This is a genomic window from Bacillus cereus group sp. MYBK14-1, from assembly GCF_051916885.1.
Lineage (GTDB): Bacteria > Bacillota > Bacilli > Bacillales > Bacillaceae_G > Bacillus_A > Bacillus_A cereus.
Map to the genome: position 1 here is coordinate 59286 of NZ_JBQAHM010000011.1, position 26430 is coordinate 85715.

Here is a 26430-nt window from a genome sequence, read left to right on the forward strand (position 1 = left end):
TAGACAGGAAGTGACAGTATGGAAAATGTTTTAAAGAATGATTGGGAGCCACTATTGGCACCAGAATTCGAGAAAGAGTATTATCTTACTCTATCCAGTTTTTTGACAGAAGAATACAGCACGCATGTTGTTTATCCGAAGGTAGAAGATATTTTTAACGCTCTTCAGTATACAAGTTATGAAAATACAAAGGTTGTCATTTTAGGGCAAGATCCATATCATGGACCGAATCAAGCGCATGGTTTAAGCTTTTCTGTGCAACCTGGTGTTAAAACACCACCGTCATTGTTAAATATGTATAAAGAACTTCGAGATGAATATGGTTATGAAATCCCGAATAACGGTTATTTAGTAAAATGGGCGGAACAAGGAGTATTATTACTAAATACCGTATTAACAGTTCGTCAAGGCGAAGCAAATTCTCATAAGGGAAAAGGATGGGAGCACTTCACAGATCGTGTAATTGAACTGTTGAACGAACGTGAAAAGCCAGTTATTTTCATATTGTGGGGGCGCCATGCGCAGGCGAAGAAGAAATTAATTACGAATCCGAATCATCATATTATCGAATCTGTACATCCAAGCCCATTATCGGCAAGACGTGGTTTCTTTGGTAGTAAGCCATATTCTAAAATAAATACAATTTTAGCTAATATGGGCGAAAGAGAAATTGATTGGGAAATTCCAAATTTATAAATAGAAAAGGTAGTTAACAGTTGTTAACTACCTTTTTATTATCATTGTTGCTCGTTCTTTAATTTTGCATCTAGTACAAAAGTACCAAATGGGATAACTGATGAAACGAATGCTCCAAGTGCCCATAAAATTGATTTACGGTGTACGATTGTTACTTGAATTACTGCAAAGATGAATAGAATAAATAGAACACCATGAGCCATGCCTGTAATTTTAACAGCTGTTGCAAATCCTGCGAAATATTTCAATGGCATTGCTACAAATAATAGTAATAGGAAAGAAATACCCTCAACTAGTCCAATTGCTCTTAATCGTCCGATTGGTGTAGATAACATAAAGTAGCCTCCTTTAACGTATGCTTGTATATAGTAAATTTGTATTCTTTTTCAAAATAAAATAGTCTATTTTGTTTCATTATATACAAAAAGAAAGTTTACACTACGAGAATAGTGCAAAGTTCAAAATATAGTCACAAAAGCATGAGAATTTAAATAAAAACCTATTTGAAGTATTTGACTTCAAATAGGTTTTGTGAATGAAAATATTAAACAAGTACATCCGTTTTTAAAACGAATTTCTCTACAACTTTTGCAACACCATCGTTCATATTTGTATCTGTTACGTAGTTCGCAATTTCTTTAATATCATCAGGTGCATTGCCCATTGCAACGCCAAGACCAGCAAATTCAATCATTGCTTGGTCGTTATAGCTATCGCCCATTGCGATAACTTCTTCACGCTTAATGCCAAGCTTTTGAATCAGTTTGTTTAAGCTCGTTCCTTTTGTAACACCGGCTTCTGTAAATTCTAAGAAGAATGGTTTCGAACGCATCACGCTTAATTGGCCTTCTAGTTGTTGTTGAAGTTTCTTTTCAACTTCAACAAGGCGTTCAGCTTCTTTATTCATTAATACTTTTACTACAGGCTCTTTAACTGCGGCTTTAAAGTCATCTACTACAACAATTGGCATACCAGTAATATCGCCCTCAATTTCAGTATAAGGATTATTTTCTTCCGTTACGATATCATCGCCCATATAAGTATGAATCCATACATCTTCAGTTTTACTAATTTCAAATAGGTTGTGAACGATTTCAGGAGATAGTGTACTACTAAAGATTTCTTCGTTTGTTTTACAGTTAATAATTTTTGCGCCATTAAAAGATAGAATGAAACTGCCGTATTCTTCTAAGCGAAGTTCTTTGGCTACATTGCGCATACCAAACGTTGGACGTCCAGAAGCAAGTACAACCTTTACCCCTTGCTCTTGTGCAGTCATTAACGCTTCTTTCGTACGAGGTGAAATAGTATGGTCATCACGTAATAAAGTATCATCTAAATCTAAAACAATCATTTTATAAGTCATATAGAAAATTCCTTTCTTTAATTGAAATCAAAATACATGTTCATGAAGATGTTGAGGAATAATAGTAAGACATCAAACCTCTTTGAAAAGAAGTAGATAAATTATTATGAGTTGTTGCTCATAATATTGGTTAATAATCATTGGGGAAGAATAAAACCCCAATGATTAAAGTTTGATTTTATCGTAACAACTCTAAAGGTAGAGTGCAATAATGGAAGTTTTCCAATTTACGATATTTGTTTTGCAGCGGAACGAGAAAATAGTATTTCTAGCAAGATTGCCATTACAGATCCAAGAACGAGACCATTACTTAAAAACGATGCTAGAAATGGTGGAAGTGTGGAATATGCTCCTGCTGGAACAAACATAACTCCGACTCCTGTAAAGATTGAAAGACCGGCTACTTTAAATAATCGTTCTTTATCCTGGACAGTTTCGTATTCTCGAAAGGCGAGACCAATCATGCTTGCGAATACAGGATAAATAGCGGCATAACCAACTGCAACAGGGATTGCTGCAAAGAATGAAGTAATCTTTGGAAATATACTAACGACAATAATAAAGCTTGACCCTAATATAAACGGGAGACGTTTATAAATATTAGTCGTTGCAATAAAACCTGCTGATCCAGAAATAGCGACAGGCCCAATAGCTGAAAATAGGCCGCCTAGCAATTGGTTGATTCCTGTTATAATGCCAGCTTGTTTAAAACGATCTGATGCAGCGTTTTCTTCATATTTAGAGACAACCTTTTGTACAACGCGAATACTTGCTAACATATTTGTTAGAAGTAAGAGTGTAACGAAAATGACCGTAATTACCATGTTCCATTCAACACGAGGCATTCCGAAAACAAATAAGGATGGAAAACGGATTATGTCTGTCACTGGTGTTATTGGATTAGATAATCCGAAACATGCGAATAATATCCAGCCGCATACGATACTGAAAAGAACGGAATATTGTCCAATAATAGGTAGCTTCATGATGAAAAAGGATAGTAAAATAACAATGAGTGAAAGAATAAATACGTTAGGTTGTACTTCTGTATGTTTTCCATCAAGGCCAAACATTCCCTTTAAGAAGGAGCCACTAAGCTGCGCGACAAGAAGAAATAAATATGTTCCAATGACTGTCGGTGTAAAATAGCGAACAAGTTTATCAATAAGTCCAAAAACGCTAAGAATAATACAAATAATACCGCTTAATAAGAAAGCATATTGAAGAACTTTAAGTGTCTCATTGCTTGATCCAAATAATACGACGCCTAAACTCGCATAAAGGGAGAAAATTCCCCACCAAAGGCCAGCAGGACCTTCTTGAATAGGAAGTTTATGCCCAAATATAGCTTGCAAGAGACCAGCAAAGCCTAGAACAAATAATGTTCTTTGTACGAATGCAATGGCTTCAGCGCCATCAAGACCATAACTAGTTGCGACACTAATTGGTACAATAAGGCTTCCAGCTAAAATAAATAGTGCCCATTGTAAGGCGGAAAGAAATGTCTTCATTATATCAACCTCTTTCATAGATTCCGTATCTAGTATATACGTATTTTATTTCCACTGGCAAAGATTGTAGATAGAGAAAAGAGTTGAAACACGGTATGAATGCACGTAAGCAATTATGGATAGCAGTTATATGTATGACTTTTGTTGTAATTCTAGGAACGATAGGATTTATGACGATTGAAGAGATTAGTTTGTTTCAAGCATTTTGGATGACAATGATTACTGTATTGACTGTTGGATACGGAGATGCTGTTCCTGTAACGCAAGCGGGGAAAGTATTTGCGCTTCTTATTATTCCTGTTGGCGTAGGTATTGTTACGTATGCAATTGGGGTAGTGGCAGCTATGATTATTGAAGGGAATTTATTTCATGCAGTACGGAGGAAGAAGATGGATAAACAAATAGCGCAGTTGAAAAATCATATTATAGTATGTGGTTGCGGTAGAGTGGGGCTTCAAGTTGTACATGAATTGCAAGAAAAGAATATTCCATTTGTCGTTGTTGATAAAGATGAAAGTATATTGGAGCAGGAAAAGCTTTTATTTGTACATGGAGATGCAACGGAAGATCAAGTATTACATAATGCCGGAATTTTAAAAGCAGCTGGTTTAGTTGCTATTGTTGCAAATGATGCCGAAAATGTATTTATTACATTAACAGCAAGAGGGTTAAACGATACGATTAAAATTGTGGCGAGATCTGAAAAGCCAGAAACTGAAGAGAAATTAAGGCGCGCCGGTGCAAATAAGGTTATTAATCCATCTAGTATGGCAGGTGTTCATATCGCAAAAGGTATTGCAAATCCATTAACCGTTCATTATATTGATACAGTGTTGTATGGAATAGAACAGTCATTTGTCATTGAAGAAATTCTAGTTGGAAAAGATTCAATATTAGTTGGTAAATCGTTACTAGAGAGTAATGTAAGGAATCAGTTTGATGTAACAATATTAGCGATTTCAAGAAATGGGGATATTATACATAATCCAGCAGGGCAGGAAAAATTGAAAGAACGTGATATGATAATAGTATTTGGTTCAGTAGAGAAATTGGGACAATTCGAGAAAGAATTACAAAGTACGAGGTGATAAGGAATGCAAATATCTAGCGACAAGATTTTAAATAAAATGGCGAATGAAATTGCGAAGGCAAAAAGTAGTGAAGGACAAAAGTCAAAAGAACATTTATTAGTTGTGCGTGCTTTATGTGACTTATTATTAGATGAACAAGTTGAAACATCTATATATAGAGAACCGCAAATTCCATCGCAAGTAATTGGATCACAACCAGTAACAACTATGCAACCAATTGCACCTGTTTCTGGGGAGCCGGTATATATAAAAGAAAGTGATGCAAACGGTAATTCTTTATTTGATTTTTAGAAGATAAATCGTTTGGCTTATATGAAAAAATTGCTTATGATAAAGGTAAAAAAGGGGAATTAAGATGAAAATTTTCTTTTTACTAGGTTGTATTGCAGCGGGGCTATCTGTTGCGTTAGGGGCCTTTGGAGCACACGGTTTAGAAAATAAAATTTCTGCGAAAATGTTAGAAGTTTGGAAAACAGGCGTTACATATCAGATGTTTCATGCAGGTGGATTATTCGTAGTTGCTTTATTGATGGATAAGGTTCAATCATCACTTTTAACTACTGCTGGTTGGCTAATGGTAGCTGGGATTATTATGTTCTCAGGTAGTTTGTATGCATTAAGTACGACAGGCATTAAGTTCTTTGGCCCAATTACACCTCTTGGTGGTGTAGCGTTTATTGTGGCGTGGATTCTAGTAGGGACTGCAGTTGTAAAAGGATTATAAAAAACAAAAGCTGGCATTTGCCAGCTTTTTTTATGGTCTTGGAGTATAAGTTGCTTGTTGACTAGGTAAATACGTAATTTCTTCTGGAAATTCTACGTAATCTAAGTAGATCATTAATAGTAAATAGCGTTTTCCTGATTGCGGTTCACTAATAACGATATGGTCACGGCCAGCTGCTTCAATAATACCTGTATAAGATTGTGTACCAAGGGAACTGCCACGTTCATAAGTCATTACAACTGTAGCTTGCTTACCTTTGTTTAAACGAAGGATATTTTCAATATAGGATTGCTCTAGAGGTAACATGCCTTGAGAAATTGCATATTGAGCTTGCGCAGCTTGAGCTGTTTGTTGTTGCATCGCTTGCTGCTGTTGTTGAGTCATTTGTTGCGGTTGTACATAAGTTCCAGATGGTTGATAAAAACCTGTTCCATAGTACGGATTTTGTTGCTGTGCCATTCAAAAATCCCTCCTCATTTTCATCTCTTAATATACGCTAGGGCAGTCTTCGCCAGATGGTTGGAAGAAGCAGTGCTTTTTGAAGCGACCAGAGTTTTGTTGGTTATACCAAGTTGGCGGACAAGGACCTTCAGGTCTAAAGAACCATAAGGCAAAGTTAGCGGGCCAAAAACGTTGTCCTTGAATAGTTCGCCTTGCTAAGGCGATATCTTGTTCCCTGGCTCTTTGATAAAAATACCCTTTTTGTGTTGCCTCAAAACCACCAGGATTTTGATAAACCATTTGACGTAAATTACGTATTTTTCTAAAATCTAAACAATTTCCGCGGACACGATTTACTCCAACGTTTCCGACCATTAACATTCCTTGTTGCCCTTCTCCTTCGGCTTCAGCACGCATCAGTCTAGCCAACAACTTTACATCTTCTTCGTTATAAGCAATAACGCCCATTATGTGTCACCTCTCTTTTTGTAATACCTTTTGGAAAGAGGTTTATCCCGCATTAACGGGCAGTAAGACTCCTGCCCTAAAATTTGGTTGAAGTAAAGAAATTAGATGGGAGATCAAACTGCCCGTAAACGCCCGATTGGTTCAACTAATAATCAGCGGGGGATTCCCCCACTGATTAAAGTTTCACTTTATCTCTAGATGAAGTGTGTAACAATTACTAGTTCATACGTATGAGAAAAAGGACTCAGATATGACAACCAAACGAAGTTTTACATTGAGAGTGGAAAATAAAAAAAGCTAGCGTGAGCCAGCTTTTTTATTAAAAAATTTTAGACCATAAGTTTGAGAAGAAATCACCAATAGAGCGCATTGTTAACACAAACCAATTTGCTTTTTCAACTTCCTCTGTCGTTTTTGCAGTAACTTTCATACTTTTACTACCGTCTAAGAAACCATATTTATCAGTTGATTCTAAAGTAATTGAGCCTACTTTGGTATCTTTCTTAATAGGGGCAACTAAATGTCCATCTTCAGAAAGAGATTTATCTAATTCAGTTCCAATTTTATAAGGCTCTTTGCTACCTTTTTTCGCAATTACTGTTATTTCTTTTTCGGGTGCAACAGTTACTTGGTCTTCTTTCCCTTTTACTACAGAGATTGTATTGTTTTTATTAACTTTTAGTTTTTGTTTTTCAAAGTTATTAAATCCATATTCGATTAATTCACGAGATTCCGTGAAACGTTCATCCATTGATTTTGTTTTAATAATAACCGAGATAAGACGTACATCACCACGTTTAGCAGTAATGGTAAATCCGTATCCAGCTGTATCAGAACTTCCGGTTTTTAAACCATCAGTACCTTCATAAGCGAAAGCAGCTCCTGGTAACATCCAATTCCAGTTTTCCATACGAATTGGTTTTGGGTGATTGTCTGGGAAGTTTCTAAATCTTTGTTTTGTATCCTCTAGCATTTCTGGATACTTTGTAATCATTGCTTTTGAAAGCATACCCATATCACGAGCTGACATAGAGTTTTCTGCATTTGGATCAGTACCCTCAGGATGTTTTCCTTTTAAGTCAGCGTTATTTAAGCCAGTAGCGTTTACAAATTTATATTTCTTTAATCCTAGCTTTTTAGCATGTTCATTTGCAAGATTTAAGAAGTTTTTCTCACTTCCTGCAAGAAGTTCTGCTAAAGCAATACTAGATCCATTTGCAGAGAATATAACAATAGAATGATATAATTCTTTTACAGTATATTGACGTCCTTTTTCGAACGGTACATTAGAGAATTCATTATTACGAGAGACTTCATAAGCGTAATCAGAAATATTTACTTTCGTATCCCATGTGATTTTTCCTTCTTTAATTGCTTCTAAAACAGCGTAAACAACAATTAATTTTGACATACTAGCAATAGCTAGCAATTCATCTGGATTTTGCTCGTGAAGTATTTTTCCTGTATCTGCATCAAATAAAAGTGCAGCCGCCGCCTCAATATGTATTTTTCCTTCCGCATGGGATGTTATTACTCCTAAGGAAGAAATTGACAATACAAGCAATAGTAAAATAGACAAGATTTTTTTCATATAGATTATCACCTTCGCATCGTTATTTAGCATATAGCTCGTATCATTTTAGCATATCTTTACATATAAAAAGGTTACAATTTTACAAGAAATTTGAAAAAATGTTGGTTTTTCTTCAAAAGTGTAGAAAAAAGGAGATTTTTGAGGATAAATATAGAGAAGAATAAAAAAAGGAACGAATTTCGTTCCTTTTCACCATTTATATGTGTAAAAATTTCTCTACTTTTTCGTCTGGTAAAATGTTTCCAACGAAGAATGTTCCAAATTCACCATAACGAGCACTTACTTCATCGAAGCGCATTTCGTATATAAGTTTCTTAAATTGAAGAACATCGTCAGCGAATAATGTTACGCCCCATTCGAAATCGTCGAATCCAACAGATCCTGAAATCACTTGGCGTACTTTACCTGCGTATTGACGACCAATTTTACTATGGCTGTACATCATTTTTTTACGTTCTTCCATAGGAAGCATGTACCAGTTGTCATCACCTTGGCGACGCTTATCCATTGGATAGAAGCAAATATGATTTGCTTTCGGTAATTCAGGATATAAACGAGCTAAAATTTGCGGGTTTTGGTATGGATCCTCATCAGCTGGAAGGTAGTTGCTTAATTCAACAACAGATACGTAAGAATATGCAGGAACCATATATTCAGCTAAAGTTGTTTTATTCAATTCTGTCTCAATTTCATTTAACTCTTCCATTGTTGGACGTAAAATCATAAGCATAATATCAGCTTTTTGGCCAACAACTGTATACATTGCGTGACTACCTTTTTTCGCAGTAGCTACTTCGTTCCATTTTTCAACGACATTTAAAAATTCAGACACTGCTTGTCCGCGTTCGTCGCTAGATAATGTTTTCCATGCAGCCCAATCAATAGAACGTAAATCATGTAAACAATACCAGCCATCTAACGTTGTTGTTGCTTCACTCATTCTATTCACCTCAGTTAATGATAGTTTTACACGTTAACTATAGCATATATAGTTTTAAAATCATCTATATAAAACCTTGGCGCATAAAATTGTCACATTTAAGTGTTTAAGCAAGGTGAATTTAACGGCTGAATTTTATGAAAATATAATCATTTTTATTTTATCTATTTTTTGGGAGCTATAAGTTTAAAATATAGAAGAAAAGCAGTATTCTTAAAGATAGAGTTTTTTTAACATATGTAGGAGGGTTTATTCGTGAGCAACTTATTTACAACAGTAAAAGAAAAAGTTCAAGGAAAAGGCATTTCTATCGTACTTCCTGAAGGAACTGATGAAAGAATTTTAGGCGCTGCAGAGCGTTTAGCAAAAGAAGAGTTAGTAAAACCAATCTTAGTTGGTAATAAGGAAGAAATTAGCGCAAAAGCTGCTAGCATGAATTTAACATTAGCAGGCGTTGATATTTACGACCCAGCTACATACGAAGAAATGGATGCAATGGTAGCATCTTTCGTTGAACGCCGTAAAGGTAAAGCAACTGAAGAAGACGCTCGCAAAATCCTTAAAGACGAAAACTACTTCGGTACAATGCTTGTATACATGGGCAAAGCACACGGTTTAGTAAGTGGTGCAGCTCACTCTACAGCTGATACAGTTCGTCCAGCACTTCAAATTATTAAAACAAAACCAGGCGTTACAAAAACTTCTGGCGTATTCATCATGGTACGTGAAGAAGAGAAATATGTATTCGCTGATTGCGCAATTAACATTGCACCAAACAGCCAAGATTTAGCTGAAATCGGTATCGAAAGTGCGAAAACTGCTGAGTTATTCGGCATTGATCCACGCGTTGCTATGTTAAGCTTCTCTACAAAAGGTTCTGCGAAATCTCCAGAAACAGAAAAAGTTGTAGAAGCAACTCGCATTGCAAAAGAAATGGCTCCGGAGTTAACTTTAGATGGAGAATTCCAATTCGATGCTGCATTCGTACCATCTGTAGCTGAGAAAAAAGCTCCAGGTTCTACAATTAAAGGTGATGCTAACGTATTCGTATTCCCAAGCTTAGAAGCTGGTAATATTGGCTACAAAATCGCTCAACGTTTAGGTAACTTCGAAGCAGTAGGACCAATCTTACAAGGCTTAAACATGCCTGTAAATGATCTGTCTCGTGGATGTAACGAAGAAGAAGTGTACAAGTTAGCTTTAATTACAGCAGCTCAAGCACTTTAATTCTATAATGAATTGAAATAAAGACCGTCGCTATTATAGCGACGGTCTTTATTTTTCTAAGCCAAGTGCTTTATTATTACGATCAATAATACGTTGTAAATTCGTCTCATATAAAGGAATCTCATCTATTGTTAATTGAGATGGTGTTAACTTTGGAGCGAATTGCTGCAATGTTTTTAAAAGACGCATCATTAAATCTTGTACTGTAATGGTTTCGCCAAGTAATTCTGAGAGTGAGGCCATCGTACTTGGTACAATTTCAGGGTACGTAAAGCGTGTTTCTTCTCCTTGAATTGCTAGGTTGTAGAAATCACGAACGAGTGCGGCACGCTCAGAGCCACTTCCGGTAGCACAGAGATAAATTTGGACAGCGACACCGCCGCGAATACGACGTTGTGAAATACCAGCGAATTTTTGATCGCGAATACTTAAGTCATAACTACCAGGACAGTAAGAGCCAACAATTTCTTTTGCCTCGATAGTAACGTTGTAATCCTTTAACATCTCCTTAATTAAATGCCACATCGTATCGTATCCAAGATCAATATCGATACCTTTTTCTGTTTCTTGGAATAAAAGTGATACGTTTAAAACACCTTTATCAAGCACGACTGCAAGCCCGCCAGAATTACGAACAATAACATTGAAGTTGTGTTGTTTTAAAAAAGAAATACCTTCTTCTAAATGCGGAAGGCGTGAATCTTGAATGCCAAGGACAATTGTATTGTGATGAACCCAAGAACGCATTGTTGCGGCTGACTTGCCATTTCCAATGCTTGTGCATAATGTGTCATCCATTGCGAATGACTGAAGTGCATGGAATGTTGGTCCCAAACTAGACTGATCTACAATGCGCCACTCTGGCTGAGATAAAATGGAACGGGAATTGCTCATATAACTAACCCCTTATCTTTAAAATGACAATCTCTATTATAGCAAAAAATGAAGAATGGAGTTTTCTCACATATAAAGGGGGAGCTTAAAGGTGAAATAATAAAAAGGATGCATTACATGCATCCTTTTTATTCTGCAATTTTTTCTAAATTACCGTTTCGGTCCATTCGGAAAGATGTTTGAGAACGTTCTTCGTCATCCATGACTGCCAATTTACGAGCACGGTTCATAATGTTCATAAGTGTTTCGTAATCTTCTTGTACAGTATGAGATTGCTTTTCTAATTTTTCTAGTTTCTTTTCTAGTTCCTCATTCCGAAGGATTTGTGCTTTAATTTCTTGTTTCAATCTCGTATTCTCGTTTTCAAGAGCTGTCACTTTTATATTTGAAGATCCGACTGTTTGTAAAAAATAAATAACATCTTGCATTGTCATAGAGCTTCTTGCAGCAGGAGCAGTAGATTCTTGATATGGAATAGCTTCTTTATATTGTACGATTGATTCTTCTTGTACTAATTCTTCATAATCAGTTATCGAATCTGAAGCTGGTGGTGTATAAAGTAAACGTTTTTTCGCTTGTTCACCGCTTGCAGCACGCATTTTATCTTTACGATGTTTTTTTGCTAGTTGAAGAGCTTGTTCATAGCTATAGCGAACAACAGCATTCCAGCGGAAACCACAAGCAGCAGATGTACGATTTAACTGATCCCCTACTTCCTCAAATGCATTTAATTGCGTACTTCCTTCTCTAACATGACGAAGTACCGTTTCAGCAAGTAATAAATCATCCTCATCTGTCCAAGCATCTTGTCTTACTTTCATAGATTCAACTCCCTTTCTTTTTATGAACTTCCTATTTTTATAATGGGCAAAAAAATAAACTTTTATACAAAGCTTTTAAAAATATGGTAGATTTCGATGAAAGGTAAAAATTTTCCCATGAATGGTGAGCGCTTCTGTAGGAGAGCATATAAATATGTATCATTATGTAGAGAATAGGCTTTGTAGGGAAACTTGCAACGAGCTTCAAAGAGCGGTAAAATACCATTTAGTGTTTATTTTTAAACGAACTTGAGAAAAGTTTAAAATAGAGGAAGTGTTATGTAATGGGAAACGAGTTTCGCGTGTGCGATGACTGTCAGGCAACGAACATTAAAACGTTAGTTCCGAAGTTAAAAAAAGTAGATTCATGTGCAACGATTGAAGTTGGATGTCAGTCTTACTGTGGTCCTGGTCGTAAAAAATCATTCGCATTTGTAAATAACCGTCCAGTTGCGGCTCCAACAGAAGATGAGTTAATCGTGAAAATTGAAGCAAAGTTAAATAAGTAAGAAAAAGAAGAGTGAAAAGATTACTCTTCTTTTTTTATGCCCATAAGAGGAATGATTTATTCTGCGAAAGTACTCTTGTGTGGACGAACATTTTCTAAAGGATGAACATAACTTTTGTATTAAAATACCAATTTGTATAAATTTATATTTCAAAATAATGGTTGACAGTCTTTTAAAGCGATAGGTAGAATAGAAGTGTCTGATTCTGAGAATCATTATCAGGGAAATAACAATTCACCTAATTTTTTTATTACTATTTGAGAATAAATTTCATTTCAATAAATATATGTTGTTGGTTAGGATGGTTGAGGGATGGAAGCGAGCGCAAGCAGTATAGAACAGCAAGAAGAGAATGTTAAAGAGATTAAGAGCAGACCGCTCATCGCTTCTATTATTTTAGTAGCGGGTACAATTTTGTTAGCTTTAAGCATGGCAGTTTCTATTTCTTTTGGGGCTGCAGATATTAGTTTAAAGACTGTATGGCAAGCTGTATTTCAGTTTGATGGATCTATTACACATCATAACGTAATTCAAGAGCTTCGCATGCCTAGAGCAATAGGGGGCGTAGTTGCAGGTGCCTTTTTAGCGGTATCAGGAGCAATTATGCAAGGTATGACGCGAAATCCACTTGCTTCACCATCGTTAATGGGGATTACAGATGGAGCTGTATTTGGAATTGCAATTATGTATGCATTTTTCCCTAATTCACCTTATTTAATGTTTGTTATCGCATCTTTTATTGGAGCTGCGTTTGGTGCAAGCATTGTATATGGAATTGGATCTTCTTCACCAGGTGGATTAACACCTGTGAAATTAGCTTTAGCAGGTGCAGCTATTAGTGCTTTATTAGGGGCAATTTCATCTGGAATCGCATTGTATTTCAATCTTGCCCAAGAGGTGAGTATGTGGAATGCAGGCGGAGTCGCTGGAGTGAAATGGCAAAGTATTAATATGTTAGTGCCAATTGGCCTTATTTGTCTTTTTATCGCAATTATGATGTCGAGATATATTACAATTTTGAGCTTTGGTGAAGAAATTGCGATTGGACTTGGTCAAAATACGACATTGATTAAATTTATCGGAACAGTACTTGTTCTTGTTTTAACGGGTTCCGCAGTTTCCATGGCAGGATCAGTTGGATTTGTTGGTCTTGTAATTCCGCATATGACTCGTTTCCTCGTAGGCTCGGACTATAGATGGGTTATTCCATGTTCTGCGGTCTTAGGTGGGCTGTTAATTGAATGTGCAGATATGTTATCTCGCGTTATTAACCCGCCATTTGAAACGCCAATTGGAGCAATTACAGCGCTAATTGGGGTTCCATTCTTCCTCTACTTAGCACGTAATGAAGGGAGAGGAAAGATGTGAGGACGAGTGTCTTAACAAAAAAGAACATTTCTATATTAACGATTTTAGTAGGACTAATCGTTTCTATATTTCTTATTAGTTTAAATACAGGAACTTTTAAAATCCCGCCAATGGACGTATTAAAGTCATTGGTTGGACTAGGGGCTGAAGATCAGTCTGTTATTTTATTTGAATTCCGTATGCCGCGTATGGTAATTGCTATACTAGTCGGATCTGCTTTAGCTATGTCAGGCGCGATTTTGCAAGGTTTATCACGAAATCCGCTTGCTGATCCAGGTATTATAGGTATTAATGCTGGAGCGGGATTAACAGTTGTTATATTCGTCTACTTCTTCTTCGGGAAAGTAGGGACTGGTACATTTTTATCTGTATTCATTCTCCCATTCTTCGCACTAGTTGGAGCGATATTAGCAGCGGTAATTATTTATTTACTAGCATGGAAAGACGGCGTTTCATCGACTCGATTAATACTAGTCGGTATTGCCGTTGCAGCTGGATTTGGAGCTGTTAGTTTAATTTTCTCTATGAAGATGACATCTAACGATTTTCGTTTTGCTACGATTTGGCTGGCGGGAAGTCTATGGGGTACAGATTGGAAATTCGTATTAAGTGTACTTCCATGGATGGTTATTTTCTTACCGCTTGCTATAAGTAAAGCACACATATTAAATGTAATGAACCTAGGCGATTCTACAGCAGTTGGCCTTGGTGTAAACGTAGAAAAAGAAAGACGTAAATTATTATTTATTGCAGTTTGTTTAGCAGGGGCATCTGTTGCTGTTGCCGGCGGAATTGGCTTTATCGGTTTAATGGCCCCGCATTTAGCAAGGCGCCTTGTTGGTGGTAAACATCAAATTATGTTGCCCACAGCTGCGCTAATAGGAACGTTTTTACTTTTATTCGCAGACGTAATTTCAAGAAGTGTACTAACAACTTCAGAAATACCAGTCGGTCTTGTTATTTCTGTAATTGGTGCACCGTATTTTATTTATTTACTTATGAGGACAAAATAAAGGGAGGCTTTTCGTATGGCAACTTTAGCGGTGGATGCGGTATCGGTTGGCTATAATGAAGGTTTAATTATTGATGGATTAACAGTTGAAATTCCGGAAGGGAAAATTACAACAATTATTGGACCAAATGGTTGTGGGAAGTCCACATTATTAAAAACGGCGTCTCGTATTTTGAAGGCAAAGCAAGGTACTGTTTATCTTGACGGAAAAGCAATTGAGAAACAGCCAACGAAAGAAATTGCAAAGAAAATGGCGATTTTACCACAAACTGCAGAAGTGCCAACGGGTCTTACTGTATTTGAGCTTGTGTCATATGGAAGATTCCCTCATCAAAAAGGGTTTGGCACGTTGAAAGAAGAGGATTATCGCTATATTAACTGGGCACTTGAAGTGACAGGAATGAAAGAATTTGCGAATCGTCCAGCAGAAGCGCTATCAGGCGGTCAACGTCAACGTGTTTGGATTGCAATGGCTCTTGCACAAGGAACAGAATTACTTGTATTGGATGAACCAACGACGTACTTAGATATGGCTCATCAATTAGAAGTATTAAACTTATTGAAAAAGTTAAATGAAGAAGAAGGTAGAACGATTGTTATGGTTATCCATGACTTAAATCACGCTTCTCGTTTCTCAGATCATATGATTGCATTAAAAGCAGGTAAGTTAATGAAACAAGGAACGCCAGATGAAGTTATGACAAGTGAAACACTTCGTAACGTATTTGAGATTGAAGCTCAAATCGTTCCATGTCCAGTAAACTGTAAGCCAATTTGTTTAACATATGATTTAGCGATGATTAGTAATCAATTGCGTAAAAAAGCATAAGTAGAACCCCCTCGTGAAGAGGGGGACTTCTAATGGACGTTGAGCTTCTTATATAAGAATGGGAAGTTGAACGCCCGTTAGAATGGGTTATTAACAACAATTAATAAATATATATTAATTAATTGTTATCTTTGTTTCTTATAGTTCGTTGTAACTTATAAGATAAATACAGCTAGAAGGAGTGGGAACATGAAGAATTTTAAAATGGCACTATTAGCAATGGTACTAGTTGTGACTTCTGTACTATTTGCAGCTTGTTCTAACAAAGAAGAAGAAAAGAAAGCAGATGCAAAGACTGAAGAGCGCACTGTAAAACATGCAAAAGGGGAAATTAAAATTCCTGCAAACCCAAAGAAAATTGCTGACCTTAGTGGTTCAACAGAAGAATTATTAATTTTCGGTATGAAACCGGTTATTACTGCTAATACATCTCAAGAAAAAATTGATGCACATATTGAAAAGAAACTAAAAGACGTTAAACCAGTTGGTTCTGCTTGGGGCGATAAAATTAACATCGAAGCAGTAGCTGCTGCAAAACCAGATTTAATTCTTGTAAATAATCGTCAAGAAAAGATTTATGATCAATTATCTAAAATTGCACCAACAGTTATGTTAAACACTCCATTAGATCAATGGCGTCCAAAATTTGAAGAAGTAGGTCAAATCTTCGGTAAAGAAAAAGAAACAAAAGAATGGTTCAAAAAGTATGATGAAAAAGCAAGCAAATTACATGACAAAATCGTCGCTAAAACTGGTGAAGCAACATTTATGAAAATGGCTGCATATCCAAATGCTTTCCGTGTATACGGTGACTACGGTTACGGTAGCGTAATCTTTAATGATTTAAAACTACCAGCAGTTAAAGGTACACCAACTGATAAACCGTTAGTACAAGTACAAAAAGAAGCTTTAATTGATTACAACCCAGATTACTTATTCGTGTTTACAACTGGTGACGGTTCTCAGCGCTTGAAAGAATTCCAAGAAGAATCAATTTGGAAAAACATGAACGCTGTTAAAAACAACCACGTATTTACAATTAAAAATGAAGACTTAAACAAAGGTTACTTCCCACTTGGGAAAGATATGATCTTAGACGAAGTTGCTGAATTCGTTTTAGGTAAATAATGTATAAAGGAAATCACTTTTACTTCGGTAAAGGTGATTTTTTCTTTTTATAAAGGGAATTAATACAGTCTTTCATTTCTTTCTGTTTCTCATTTCGTTTATAATATAAAGTAAGAATGTAGTAAAGAAAGGGGGATGTCGGAAAGTGGTATATTTAAACGACAAACTCAGCGAAACAAAAGTGTTTAAAGACCCAGTACATAAATATGTGCACGTGCGTGATCGTGTTATTTGGGATTTAATCGGAACGAAAGAATTTCAACGCTTGCGCCGTATTAAGCAGCTTGGAACGACATTTTTTACATTTCACGGTGCAGAGCATAGTCGCTTTACTCATTCGTTAGGTGTATACGAAATTATTCGTCGTATGATTGATGATGTGTTTGATGGCAGACCAAATTGGAATGCTGAAGATAGATTGTTATGTTTATGTGCGGCATTACTTCATGATGTCGGCCACGGCCCATTTTCTCACTCGTTTGAAAAAGTATTTTCATTAGATCATGAGAAATTTACGCAAAAGATTATCGTTGGCGATACGGAGATTAATGATGTATTAAGTCGTGTTGATAAGGAGTTTCCACAAAAGGTAGCAGATGTAATTGCAAAAACGTCTACTAATAAATTAGCGATTAGTATGATTTCGAGTCAAATTGATGCGGATCGTATGGATTATTTATTAAGAGATGCTTATTTTACAGGCGTAAAGTACGGAAACTTCGATATGGAACGTATACTGCGTGTAATGCGTCCGTATGGGAATCAAGTAGTCATTAAAAATAGTGGTATGCATGCTGTTGAGCATTACATTATGAGTCGTTATCAAATGTATTGGCAAGTATATTTCCACCCGGTAACGCGAAGTGCAGAAGTTATTTTAACGAAGATTTTACACCGTGCGAAATCACTGCACGAGAAGTATTATACATTTAAAAATCATCCTGTTCATTTCTATTCTTTATTTGAAGAAGAAGTAACAGTAGAGGATTATTTAAAGTTAGACGAGAACGTTATGTATTACTACTTCCAAGTATGGCAGGAAGAAGAAGATCCAATTTTAAGCGATTTATGCCGCCGTTTTATGAATCGAAATCTATTTAAATATGTAGAGTTTACAGATAAACACGGTTTAGATAATTGGATGGAATTAAGTAGTTTATTTAAAAAGATTGGACTTGATCCGGAGTATTATTTAGTAGTTGATTCAACATCAGACTTACCGTATGACTTTTATCGTGCAGGAGAAGAAGAGGAGCGTCTACCAATCCTACTTCTTATGCCAAACGGAGAGCTTAGAGAGCTTTCACGTGAGTCGGATATTGTTGAGGCGATTACAGGTAAGAAAAGAACGGATCAAAAGCTATTCTATCCACATGATTTAATCTATGAAGATGGAAGAAAAGGAAAATATAAAGAGAGAATTATTGAGTTGTTAGAAGGAAAGAAATAAGAAGCAGCTAATGGCTGCTTCTTATGAAAAAACTTGAAATTATTTGTCGCTTAAGCGTTTTCCGCCAACTGCATAATGGTTTTTAGACATTTCTTCGATGAAAACAACGATGTTTTCTTCAGGAGCACCAGTTGTTTCGCTTACTGCTGCTGTTACTTTCTCAGCAAGAGCTTTCTTTTGTTCTTCTGTGCGTCCTTCTAGCATTTTCACTGTTACGTATGGCATGTACAATCGCTCCTTTTATGTAAGTTACACTCTTATTATAGCGGATTATGGGGAAGAACAATCGAAAAAACAAATAATTTCTTTTTTTGACATATGGAAGAGGAGATGAAGTATGGATCAGTTATTTAGATATCCATTGCACGAAATTCCGTTAGTAGCAATGGCAATTATTATTGCACTATCCGTTCATGAATTTGCACATGCATATGTTGCATATAAATTTGGGGACGATACAGCAAAGAGACAAGGGCGTTTAACGTTATCACCGATGGCCCATTTAGACCCTATCGGTTTGATTGCAGTATTAATTCTTGGATTCGGTTGGGCAAGACCAGTTCCTGTTAATCCATATAACTTTAAAAGACCGCGTCTGGCAGGTATATTAGTTTCAATTGCAGGGCCGATTAGTAACTTAATTTTGAGTGCAATTGGTTTAATTATTTGGTATAGCTTATTAAAATTTGGTGTATTATACTCAATTCCATCTGCAGTGGCAGATACGTTAGCTCAATTTTTCCAGATTTTTATTATGCTGAATATCGTTTTACTTGTATTTAACTTATTACCGATCCCGCCACTTGATGGGTATCGCGTAGTGGAAGATTTAGCGCCAGCAAATATTCGCGCAAAAATGACACAGTATGAAAAATACGGGGCAATTGCGTTATTAATTCTCGTTATTACACCGCTTAGTAATTACACAATTCAACCTATTTTCCAGGTAGTTATTCCGCATGTATTTGTATTTTTAGACAGCATCATTGCGCCTATTTTTGGCCTTTTATAATTTTTAAGTGAGGAGGATTTTACATATGACAGAGAAAAAGAAAAAAATCGGTTTTAATATCGTGAAAAATGATTCAACAGATGGACATGGTGGATTTGGTGTTGGAGCATTAAGCTTAGAAAACATTTCACCTGTATTTGTTGATGTACTAGAGAAGACTGCATTCGTTGATATCGGTGCGATGCATGCGCGTAGTACAGTAGAAAAAGGTATTAAGTTTTTAACAAATAAAGATGAAGTTCCAAATGGAAAACCATTTTGGCTTGTTTGGGTAACAATTGAAAGAACTGCGACAGGTGCGTATTACGCGGGTGTAACAGCTTGTGAAATGACAGTTGACCGTGAGATTCGCCGCGGATATAAATCACTTCCAGAACACGTAAATAAAATGGATAAATCATTGAAGCGTCACATTATGGTTGACCATATGGATGAATCATCTAAAAAGGTACTTGGTACGTTCTTGAAAGAACATAATGAAGCGATTTGGAACGAATCTAGTGAAGAATTGCGCCGTGCATTATTAAGTGAATAAAAAATAGCTGACGGATGCCCGTCAGCTATTTTTTTACCAAGGAAGATATTTTTTCCACCAACTTGTTTTTTTCTTTTCTTCAGTTGTTTTTTCAAATTCTTCTTTATCATCGACGTGATCCATACAATATTCAGTCGGTTCGGTACCTTTAGCGAAATACATTTTCACAGAAATAGGACAATTTTTTGTAGCAATTTTACCGTTCTCTGGATTGATATTAACCGCTACGACGTCACTTGGTTGTTTAAATTCTTTTTTAGGCTGTCCATCTAAGCCCTTCTCCATCGTATCAGTCCATATTTTCTTCGCATACCCCTGTTCTGCTACGTTTGAAATAGATTTAGGTTGATCATATCCGACCCATACACCTGTTACGATTTGCGGAGTAAATCCGATCATCCAACTATCCGTTTCAGTAGAACCAGATTTGCCGGCATATGTTCTTGATAATTTTGATAACATCGATTGGCCAGTTACAGCAGCATAACTGCTTAGTTTCTTATTAAACATACCAGTCATCATTTCTTCCATTACAAATGCTTTGCTCTTGTCGAGAACTTGTTTACTCTCTAAATGAGCATCGTATAATATATTTCCTTCATGATCCATAATGCGGCGAATGAAAGTAGGTTTTACTTCTTTTCCACCGTTTGCGAACATGCTATAAGCGTTAACCATTTCAATTGGTTTTACTGGTGATGTACCGAGAGCTAGAGAAGGCACATCTTTTAATGCACTTTTAATTCCAAATTGTTTCGCTGTTTTTGCTAGCGTGTCATCTCCTAAAAACAAATTCGTTTTCACAGCATAAATGTTATCAGAGACTGCGAGAGCTTGTGCCATCGTTACGAAATCATCTGCATAATAATCTTTATAGTTCTTCGGTTTATACTTTGAAACGCCGTCACCTAGGGTGAATACAGTATATTCGCTTTTTAAGCGCGTAGCAGGCGTGAATCCTCGTTCTAATGCCGCATAATATAGAAATGGCTTAAATGTAGAACCAGGCTGACGAACGGCTTGTGTAGCCCTGTTAAATTGACTCATATTATAATCAGTTCCACCAACAAGAGCAGCCACTTCACCTGTCGTTGGATTCATAGAGACGAGAGCAGTTTGTATGTTTGTTGTGTCAGGTATATGATCTTTTACAGCTTGTTCTGCTACAGCTTGTAGTTTAGGGTCTAGCGTTGTATAAATTCGTAAGCCACCTCGTTGTAAAGCTTGTTCGTCTAATCCAACATCACGAAGAAGCGAAGCTTGTACAGCATCTTGGAAATATGGTGCGACCTCTGCTACTTTTTTCGTATCTAATGAGGCAAAAGTTAGTGTCTCTTTCTTCGCTAAGGTTGCTTGTTGCTTCGTAATATATCCTTGCTTCACCATTTCATCTAATATGAGAGCTTGTCGTCCTTTAGCGCGATCCTCTTTCAAAAAGGGAGAATAGACACTTGGCCCTTTCGGGATACCTGCCAGCATACTAGCTTCTGCTAATGTTAACTCTTTTGCCGTTTTATCGAAATATAGACGGGACGCAGCTTCGATGCCATAAGCGCCATGTCCGTAATAAATTGTATTTAAATATCCTTCTAAAATATGATTTTTATTATAGTTTACTTCAAGGCGGATAGTGTACATTGCCTCTAATAATTTTCGTTTCCACGTTTTATCATGATCTAAATACAGATTACGCGCGTATTGTTGTGTAATTGTACTAGCTCCTTGTACCTTTGCCATCGCTTTTAAATCAGCAACAATTGCACCTGCAATCCGTTTCACATCGAAGCCGTGATGTTTATAAAATCTTTGATCTTCAATAGAAAGGGTCGCTTCTTTTACATAAGGTGAAATTTCATTAAGAGAGACATTGTAACGTTTTTGAATTTCGTTACTTTGTCCAATAACAGTATCATCGTTTGCGTAAAAGACGCTTGTTTGCGGGACCGCAACAGGAGGAGGTCCCATAATTTTTGCAACTATAATAATAACAAAAAAAGAAAAAACGAAGAAAAGGACGCACGAAAACATTGCGGTGAAGAAAAGACGTTTATATTTTTTAAGTTTTGGATTCATAGTTTGATCCATCTTTTTCAGCCCCTCATTAATACAAGCGTTATTGTATTAGTATTGAGGGTTTTCGTTTATTTTAAACAATGAAATTTCGAAAATAAAAAGCTCCTTCCATTAAGAAAGGAGCTCAAAGGCACGTGCTGGCCAATCGGTAATGATGACATCTACACCATAATCAATCATAGTTTGTAAATCTTTGTATTCGTTAATTGTATATGGACGGAAAACATATCCTTGCTCTTGTGCTAACTGCACAAATTCTTTCGTTAATAACTGGAAGTTTGGATGTAATCCACTTGCTTCTCTATGTTTTGCTTCGGAAATTGGATCAGTAAGTGGTGTATCATATAAAATTGCTCTTGGGATTTCAGGAGCAATTTCTGCTAATAATGAAACAGAGTCATGGTTAAATGATGAAAATACAATTTGATTAGAAAGATGATATTCACGCACAAGTGCAACAGCTTTTTCCTCAATATTTGGGTAATGAATAACATCTGTCTTTAATTCAATATTTAGTTGTAAGTTCGTTGTGGAAAGCCAAATGAAAACCTCACGCAACGTTGGGATTTTTGCTTCATGGAAAGAAGGGTCTTTATAGCTACCAGCGTCCAATAATTGTAGTTCCTCTACCGTTTTTTCAGAAACAAGTCCAACGCCATTTGTTGTACGATCGACGGTTTCATCGTGAATTACGACAAGTTCACCATCTTTTGATAAGTGGACATCGAGTTCAATTCCGTGAGCACCAATGCGTTCTGCTTCTTGGAAGGCAATCATCGTATTTTCGGGATGTGTTCCTTTTACTCCGCGGTGAGCGAAAATAAGTGGTTTACTCATGTGAAATTCTCCTTATTATCTCTTTTCTTTTATTATGAAACTGCTTTAGGGAAAATACAATTGAATATGACAAACATTTACAAAAGTCTAACAGTTGCAGAAAAGTTAACGTTAACGTAAAATGTAATAATCAAGTGAAGGGAGGAATAAACATGTATAAAATTGATGAAGTAACAAAGCAAGTCGGTTTAACAAAACGTACACTTCGTTATTATGAGGAAATTGGTTTAATTCATCCCCCAGAACGTAGTGAGGGAAATATCCGTCTGTATACGGATGAGGATATTGCCAGAATTAAAAGAATTGTAGAAGCGAAAGAAGTGCTAGGAATCACACTTCAAGAAATGCAGCATTTCTTATCACTAAAAGAAAGAATGGAGCAAAGAAGAAATAGCGAAAATCCTCGTGATCGTGAAGTGATTCAAGAAATTAAAGATATGCTTGAAAAACAAGTGCAAACGTTAGACGAAAAAATGGAGCAAATGCAACGTGTAAAGGCAGAACTAGAAGATAGTTTACATCGTGCAGTAACATTTTTAGAGAGCACAAAAGGAGAGTAATCAAAATGGAGAGCAAACAAAAACTAGGGAGATTGATTACAGTGGTGGCTACCTTCCTTGCCTTTTCGGGTATAGGAGTAGTCGACCCAATTTTGCCGATTATTGCAGAGAAAATTGGTGCATCGCATTGGCAAGTTGAAATGTTATTTACCGCTTATATTTTAACGATGGCAATTATGATGTTACCAGCTGGTATATTTGCATCGAGATTTGGTGATAAACGGATGATGACAATCGGTCTTGCGATTGTGACTGTATTTGCGTTTATATGTGGTATGTCACAAACGATTGCTCAATTATCTCTTTTCCGCGCTGGATGGGGATTAGGGAATGCGATGTTCTTCGCGACGGCGATGACTTTATTGATTGCATTAAGTAAAGAAGTTCATGAAGCAGTAGGATTATACGAAGCAGCTATCGGCTTAGGTATGGCTGGCGGACCGTTATTAGGCGGGATATTAGGTGGTCATTCTTGGCGTTATCCGTTTTTCGCGACGAGTATTTTAATTTTCTTAGCATTTATTTTAGTATTCTTTTTTGTAAAAGAACCAGAACGAAAAGTGAAGCGTAAGGCTGCTGGCGTAGGGGAATTACTTAACCTGGTGAAGTATAAACCATTTATGCAAGGTGCCATTTCAGGGATGCTATACTACTACGGATTTTTTGTCGTGTTAGCATATTCACCACTTATTATGCATTTATCAGCTATTCAATTAGGCTTTGTATTTTGCGGATGGGGACTCGCGTTAGCTTACGGTTCTGCAATTTTAGCACATAAGCTAGAAGGGAAATATGAACCAAAAACATTATTGAAGGGTAGTTTACTCGTATTTGCGATTTTCTTAATTGCACTATTCTTTGTGAAAATTATGTGGTTACAAATTACTCTTATCGTTTTATCAGGATTGGCGTCTGGCTTAAACAATGCATTATACACAAGTTATGTAATGGATATTTCACCTTATGAAAGATCTGTTACGTCAGGTGTTTATAACTTTGTTCGTTGGTTAGGTGGTGCGATTGCTCCGATTTTATCAGGAATTATCGGTCATACTGTTTCACCACAAAGTCCGTTTTTAGTAGGTGGAATTGTGGTGTTAGTTGGTTGTATTATGATCCTAATTCCAATTCGTAAACCAGTAGAAATAGAGACAAAAGCCCTTTCTTAAGAAAGGGTTTTCTTTCCTTTTACGGTGCAAACCCTTTCCGCACATATGTTAGAACCCTCTGACTAAAATATATTTTCGGTATTTTTGTACTTTTAACTATACATTTTGGATGTTTTGTTTTATTTTTGTTAGGGGACATTAATGATGTCCCTATTATAAATTTGCATTGAAAGGCGTGATTGTACGATGGAACTATGGTTCACTGAAAAACAAACAAAACATTTTGGGATTACGGCGCGTATTAACCGCACATTACATACGGAGCAAACAGAATTCCAAAAACTTGATATGGTTGAAACGGAAGAGTTCGGAAACATGCTTATTTTAGATGGCATGGTTATGACAACAGAAAAGGACGAGTTCGTTTATCACGAAATGGTAGCGCACGTACCTTTATTTACACATCCAAACCCTGAAAACGTATTAGTTGTTGGTGGCGGTGATGGTGGTGTTATTCGTGAAGTGTTAAAACACCCAAGTGTAAAGAAAGCAACTCTTGTTGAAATCGATGGAAAAGTAATTGAGTACTCTAAACAATACTTACCATCAATTGCAGGCGCATTAGATAATGAGCGTGTAGAAGTAAAAGTAGGAGACGGTTTCCTACATATCGCAGAAAGTGAAAATGAATACGATGTAATTATGGTAGATTCTACTGAGCCAGTAGGACCAGCAGTAAACCTATTTACAAAAGGCTTCTACGCTGGAATTTCAAAAGCGTTAAAAGAAGATGGTATTTTCGTTGCACAAACGGACAACCCTTGGTTCACACCAGAGTTAATTACAACTGTGTTTAAAGACGTAAAAGAGATCTTCCCAATCACTCGTTTATACACAGCAAACATTCCAACTTACCCAAGTGGTCTTTGGACGTTCACAATTGGATCTAAAAAACATGATCCATTAGAAGTAAGTGAAGAGCGTTTCCACGAAATCGAAACGAAATACTACACAAAAGAATTACACAATGCAGCATTCGCATTACCGAAATTTGTTGGCGATTTAATTAAGTAAGAGAATTGTATCAAACAAATAAAGTGTAAGTAGCTCATTTAAGGTGTTTGTCCAGAAGACTTGAACATGCTAGCTACTTACACTTCTGTAGAGAAAATCGTCTTCTTGTTGTTAAAAAGAAGACCCGGTAAATCGAGAAAGAGGAGCAATTCGCTCCAAATTTGAGAAATAGTGAAAGGTTGGGATACCTTAAGTTCCACATAAGGAGGAAAAGAATATGCGTTTTGATGAAGCTTATTCAGGTAAAGTATTTATTAAAAGTCATCCAAGTTTTGAAGAGTCAAAGGTAGTTATTTATGGGATGCCTATGGATTGGACAGTAAGTTACCGTCCGGGATCTCGTTTTGGCCCTGCACGTATTCGTGAAGTATCAATCGGTCTTGAAGAATATAGCCCGTATTTAGATCGTGAACTAGAAGAGGTAAAATATTTTGATGCGGGTGATATCCCATTACCATTCGGAAACGCACAACGCAGCTTAGACATGATTGAAGAGTATGTATCAAAACTTTTAGATGCCGATAAGTTTCCACTAGGTCTCGGCGGTGAGCACTTAGTGTCTTGGCCAATTTTTAAGGCAATGGCAAAAAAATATCCGGATTTAGCAATCATCCACATGGATGCTCATACTGATTTACGTGAATCGTATGAAGGGGAGCCTTTATCCCACTCTACACCAATTCGTAAAGTGTGTGATTTAATTGGTCCGGAAAACGTATATTCTTTCGGAATTCGTTCTGGAATGAAGGAAGAATTTGAATGGGCGAAAGAAGTAGGTATGAACTTATACAAATTTGACGTATTAGAACCGTTAAAAGAAGTATTACCGAAACTTGCTGGCCGCCCAGTCTATGTCACAATCGACATTGATGTATTAGACCCAGCTCACGCTCCAGGAACAGGAACGTTAGAAGCTGGCGGTATCACATCTAAAGAATTATTAGATTCCATCGTAGCAATTGCAAATTCAAATATAAATGTAGTTGGAGCAGACTTGGTAGAAGTAGCTCCAGTCTACGACCATAGTGATCAAACACCAGTCGCAGCAAGCAAATTCGTGCGGGAAATGCTGCTCGGTTGGGTGAAATAAAAGTGAAGCCGACTGTTTAGGCCCGGTGGCTAAGGTTCTTTCCTGCAAAAGGCGCTTTTTGCCTCGAAGGA

At 36.6% G+C, this 26430-nt stretch carries 29 protein-coding genes; 17 read left to right on the forward strand and 12 right to left on the reverse strand.

All coding sequences use genetic code 11. The features are described from left to right. Positions 1-18: 18 nt before the first annotated feature. The gene (locus tag ACTFR3_RS23000; RefSeq protein ID WP_000432519.1) at positions 19-696 is read left to right on the forward strand and encodes a uracil-DNA glycosylase; all 678 of its coding nucleotides are present in this window, start codon (positions 19-21) and stop codon (positions 694-696) included. 41 nt (positions 697-737) lie between these two features. Here ACTFR3_RS23000 and ACTFR3_RS23005 read toward each other — a convergent pair whose 3' ends face one another. From ACTFR3_RS23005 to ACTFR3_RS23015, 3 genes are all read right to left on the reverse strand, one after another. After that, positions 738-1031 (reverse strand): DUF3817 domain-containing protein, encoded by a 294-nt coding sequence (locus ACTFR3_RS23005; RefSeq protein ID WP_000953396.1) that lies wholly within the window; start codon positions 1029-1031, stop codon positions 738-740. A gap of 209 nt (positions 1032-1240) precedes the next feature. After that, on the reverse strand, positions 1241-2062 hold the full coding sequence (locus ACTFR3_RS23010) for a Cof-type HAD-IIB family hydrolase (RefSeq protein ID WP_000221387.1): 822 nt from the start codon (positions 2060-2062) through the stop codon (positions 1241-1243). Between the two features lie 227 nt (positions 2063-2289). Beyond that, the gene (locus tag ACTFR3_RS23015; protein ID WP_000847034.1) at positions 2290-3573 is read right to left on the reverse strand and encodes a purine/pyrimidine permease; all 1284 of its coding nucleotides are present in this window, start codon (positions 3571-3573) and stop codon (positions 2290-2292) included. Between the two features lie 95 nt (positions 3574-3668). Here ACTFR3_RS23015 and ACTFR3_RS23020 point away from each other — a divergent pair, with 95 nt between their 5' ends. The 3 genes from ACTFR3_RS23020 (at position 3669) to ACTFR3_RS23030 (ending at position 5388) form a co-directional block, all read left to right on the forward strand. After that, positions 3669-4661, forward strand: a complete 993-nt coding sequence (locus ACTFR3_RS23020; protein ID WP_000993986.1) for a potassium channel family protein — start codon at positions 3669-3671, stop codon at positions 4659-4661. Positions 4662-4667: 6 nt separating this feature from the next. Continuing rightward, on the forward strand, positions 4668-4955 hold the full coding sequence (locus ACTFR3_RS23025; RefSeq protein ID WP_001167347.1) for a YwdI family protein: 288 nt from the start codon (positions 4668-4670) through the stop codon (positions 4953-4955). A gap of 64 nt (positions 4956-5019) precedes the next feature. Next, the gene (locus tag ACTFR3_RS23030; RefSeq protein WP_000688315.1) at positions 5020-5388 is read left to right on the forward strand and encodes a DUF423 domain-containing protein; all 369 of its coding nucleotides are present in this window, start codon (positions 5020-5022) and stop codon (positions 5386-5388) included. Between the two features lie 30 nt (positions 5389-5418). Here ACTFR3_RS23030 and gerQ read toward each other — a convergent pair whose 3' ends face one another. From gerQ to hemQ, 4 genes are all read right to left on the reverse strand, one after another. Continuing rightward, positions 5419-5847: a spore coat protein GerQ gene (gene gerQ / locus ACTFR3_RS23035; RefSeq protein WP_000068652.1), complete on the reverse strand. Its 429-nt coding sequence runs from the start codon at positions 5845-5847 to the stop codon at positions 5419-5421. Between the two features lie 27 nt (positions 5848-5874). Then, a complete protein-coding gene (gene cwlJ, locus ACTFR3_RS23040; protein ID WP_000538169.1) occupies positions 5875-6297 on the reverse strand; it encodes a cell wall hydrolase CwlJ in 423 nt (140 codons plus the stop codon). A gap of 319 nt (positions 6298-6616) precedes the next feature. Beyond that, positions 6617-7888, reverse strand: coding sequence for a serine hydrolase (locus tag ACTFR3_RS23045; protein WP_440044827.1), 1272 nt, complete (start codon positions 7886-7888; stop codon positions 6617-6619). Positions 7889-8087: 199 nt separating this feature from the next. After that, complete coding sequence (hemQ, locus tag ACTFR3_RS23050; RefSeq protein ID WP_001287595.1) at positions 8088-8831, reverse strand: hydrogen peroxide-dependent heme synthase; 744 nt, start codon at positions 8829-8831, stop codon at positions 8088-8090. Between the two features lie 255 nt (positions 8832-9086). On the opposite strand from hemQ, the gene pta reads away from it, so the two are divergent. Further along, on the forward strand, positions 9087-10058 hold the full coding sequence (pta, locus tag ACTFR3_RS23055; protein ID WP_000067215.1) for a phosphate acetyltransferase: 972 nt from the start codon (positions 9087-9089) through the stop codon (positions 10056-10058). 48 nt (positions 10059-10106) lie between these two features. Here the strand turns inward: pta and ACTFR3_RS23060 are convergent, their stop codons facing one another. After that, complete coding sequence (locus ACTFR3_RS23060) at positions 10107-10952, reverse strand: lipoate--protein ligase family protein (protein WP_440044828.1); 846 nt, start codon at positions 10950-10952, stop codon at positions 10107-10109. A 128-nt stretch (positions 10953-11080) separates the two neighbouring features. Then, on the reverse strand, positions 11081-11773 hold the full coding sequence (locus tag ACTFR3_RS23065) for an RsfA family transcriptional regulator (RefSeq protein WP_000868358.1): 693 nt from the start codon (positions 11771-11773) through the stop codon (positions 11081-11083). A 284-nt stretch (positions 11774-12057) separates the two neighbouring features. Between ACTFR3_RS23065 and ACTFR3_RS23070 the strand changes: the two genes are divergently transcribed. From ACTFR3_RS23070 to ACTFR3_RS23095, 6 genes are all read left to right on the forward strand, one after another. Continuing rightward, the gene (locus ACTFR3_RS23070) at positions 12058-12282 is read left to right on the forward strand and encodes a DUF1450 domain-containing protein (RefSeq protein WP_000526071.1); all 225 of its coding nucleotides are present in this window, start codon (positions 12058-12060) and stop codon (positions 12280-12282) included. A gap of 312 nt (positions 12283-12594) precedes the next feature. Continuing rightward, positions 12595-13650: a FecCD family ABC transporter permease gene (locus tag ACTFR3_RS23075; protein WP_000388293.1), complete on the forward strand. Its 1056-nt coding sequence runs from the start codon at positions 12595-12597 to the stop codon at positions 13648-13650. Further along, positions 13647-14663, forward strand: coding sequence for a FecCD family ABC transporter permease (locus tag ACTFR3_RS23080; protein ID WP_001260757.1), 1017 nt, complete (start codon positions 13647-13649; stop codon positions 14661-14663). The genes ACTFR3_RS23075 and ACTFR3_RS23080 overlap by 4 nt, the downstream gene beginning before the upstream one ends. A 15-nt stretch (positions 14664-14678) precedes the next feature. After that, positions 14679-15491, forward strand: coding sequence for an ABC transporter ATP-binding protein (locus ACTFR3_RS23085; protein WP_000212068.1), 813 nt, complete (start codon positions 14679-14681; stop codon positions 15489-15491). Positions 15492-15680: 189 nt separating this feature from the next. Beyond that, complete coding sequence (locus ACTFR3_RS23090) at positions 15681-16619, forward strand: ABC transporter substrate-binding protein (protein ID WP_000787724.1); 939 nt, start codon at positions 15681-15683, stop codon at positions 16617-16619. A 145-nt stretch (positions 16620-16764) separates the two neighbouring features. Continuing rightward, positions 16765-18069 carry an HD domain-containing protein gene (locus ACTFR3_RS23095; protein ID WP_000262730.1) on the forward strand — a complete coding sequence of 435 codons (1305 nt, stop codon included), beginning with the start codon at positions 16765-16767 and terminating at the stop codon, positions 18067-18069. 39 nt (positions 18070-18108) lie between these two features. Here the strand turns inward: ACTFR3_RS23095 and ACTFR3_RS23100 are convergent, their stop codons facing one another. Next, a complete protein-coding gene (locus tag ACTFR3_RS23100; RefSeq protein WP_001147171.1) occupies positions 18109-18294 on the reverse strand; it encodes a 2-hydroxymuconate tautomerase in 186 nt (61 codons plus the stop codon). 112 nt (positions 18295-18406) lie between these two features. Here ACTFR3_RS23100 and ACTFR3_RS23105 point away from each other — a divergent pair, with 112 nt between their 5' ends. Together ACTFR3_RS23105 and ACTFR3_RS23110 are read left to right on the forward strand one after the other, a co-directional pair. Then, positions 18407-19081: a site-2 protease family protein gene (locus ACTFR3_RS23105; protein WP_000372445.1), complete on the forward strand. Its 675-nt coding sequence runs from the start codon at positions 18407-18409 to the stop codon at positions 19079-19081. Between the two features lie 25 nt (positions 19082-19106). Next, entirely contained in the window at positions 19107-19616 is a 510-nt protein-coding gene (locus tag ACTFR3_RS23110) for a YwhD family protein (protein WP_000136678.1), read from the forward strand. A gap of 33 nt (positions 19617-19649) precedes the next feature. Here the strand turns inward: ACTFR3_RS23110 and ACTFR3_RS23115 are convergent, their stop codons facing one another. Together ACTFR3_RS23115 and ACTFR3_RS23120 are read right to left on the reverse strand one after the other, a co-directional pair. Then, complete coding sequence (locus ACTFR3_RS23115) at positions 19650-21701, reverse strand: transglycosylase domain-containing protein (RefSeq protein WP_000372958.1); 2052 nt, start codon at positions 21699-21701, stop codon at positions 19650-19652. Between the two features lie 99 nt (positions 21702-21800). After that, complete coding sequence (locus ACTFR3_RS23120) at positions 21801-22526, reverse strand: glycerophosphodiester phosphodiesterase (protein WP_000042779.1); 726 nt, start codon at positions 22524-22526, stop codon at positions 21801-21803. Positions 22527-22678: 152 nt separating this feature from the next. On the opposite strand from ACTFR3_RS23120, the gene ACTFR3_RS23125 reads away from it, so the two are divergent. From ACTFR3_RS23125 to speB, 4 genes are all read left to right on the forward strand, one after another. After that, positions 22679-23086, forward strand: coding sequence for a MerR family transcriptional regulator (locus tag ACTFR3_RS23125; protein WP_000276560.1), 408 nt, complete (start codon positions 22679-22681; stop codon positions 23084-23086). 5 nt (positions 23087-23091) lie between these two features. Next, on the forward strand, positions 23092-24255 hold the full coding sequence (locus ACTFR3_RS23130) for an MFS transporter (RefSeq protein ID WP_000444228.1): 1164 nt from the start codon (positions 23092-23094) through the stop codon (positions 24253-24255). Between the two features lie 186 nt (positions 24256-24441). Continuing rightward, complete coding sequence (gene speE / locus ACTFR3_RS23135) at positions 24442-25269, forward strand: polyamine aminopropyltransferase (protein WP_000424696.1); 828 nt, start codon at positions 24442-24444, stop codon at positions 25267-25269. A gap of 217 nt (positions 25270-25486) precedes the next feature. Continuing rightward, a complete protein-coding gene (gene speB / locus ACTFR3_RS23140; protein WP_001209831.1) occupies positions 25487-26359 on the forward strand; it encodes an agmatinase in 873 nt (290 codons plus the stop codon). Positions 26360-26430 lie beyond the last annotated feature (71 nt).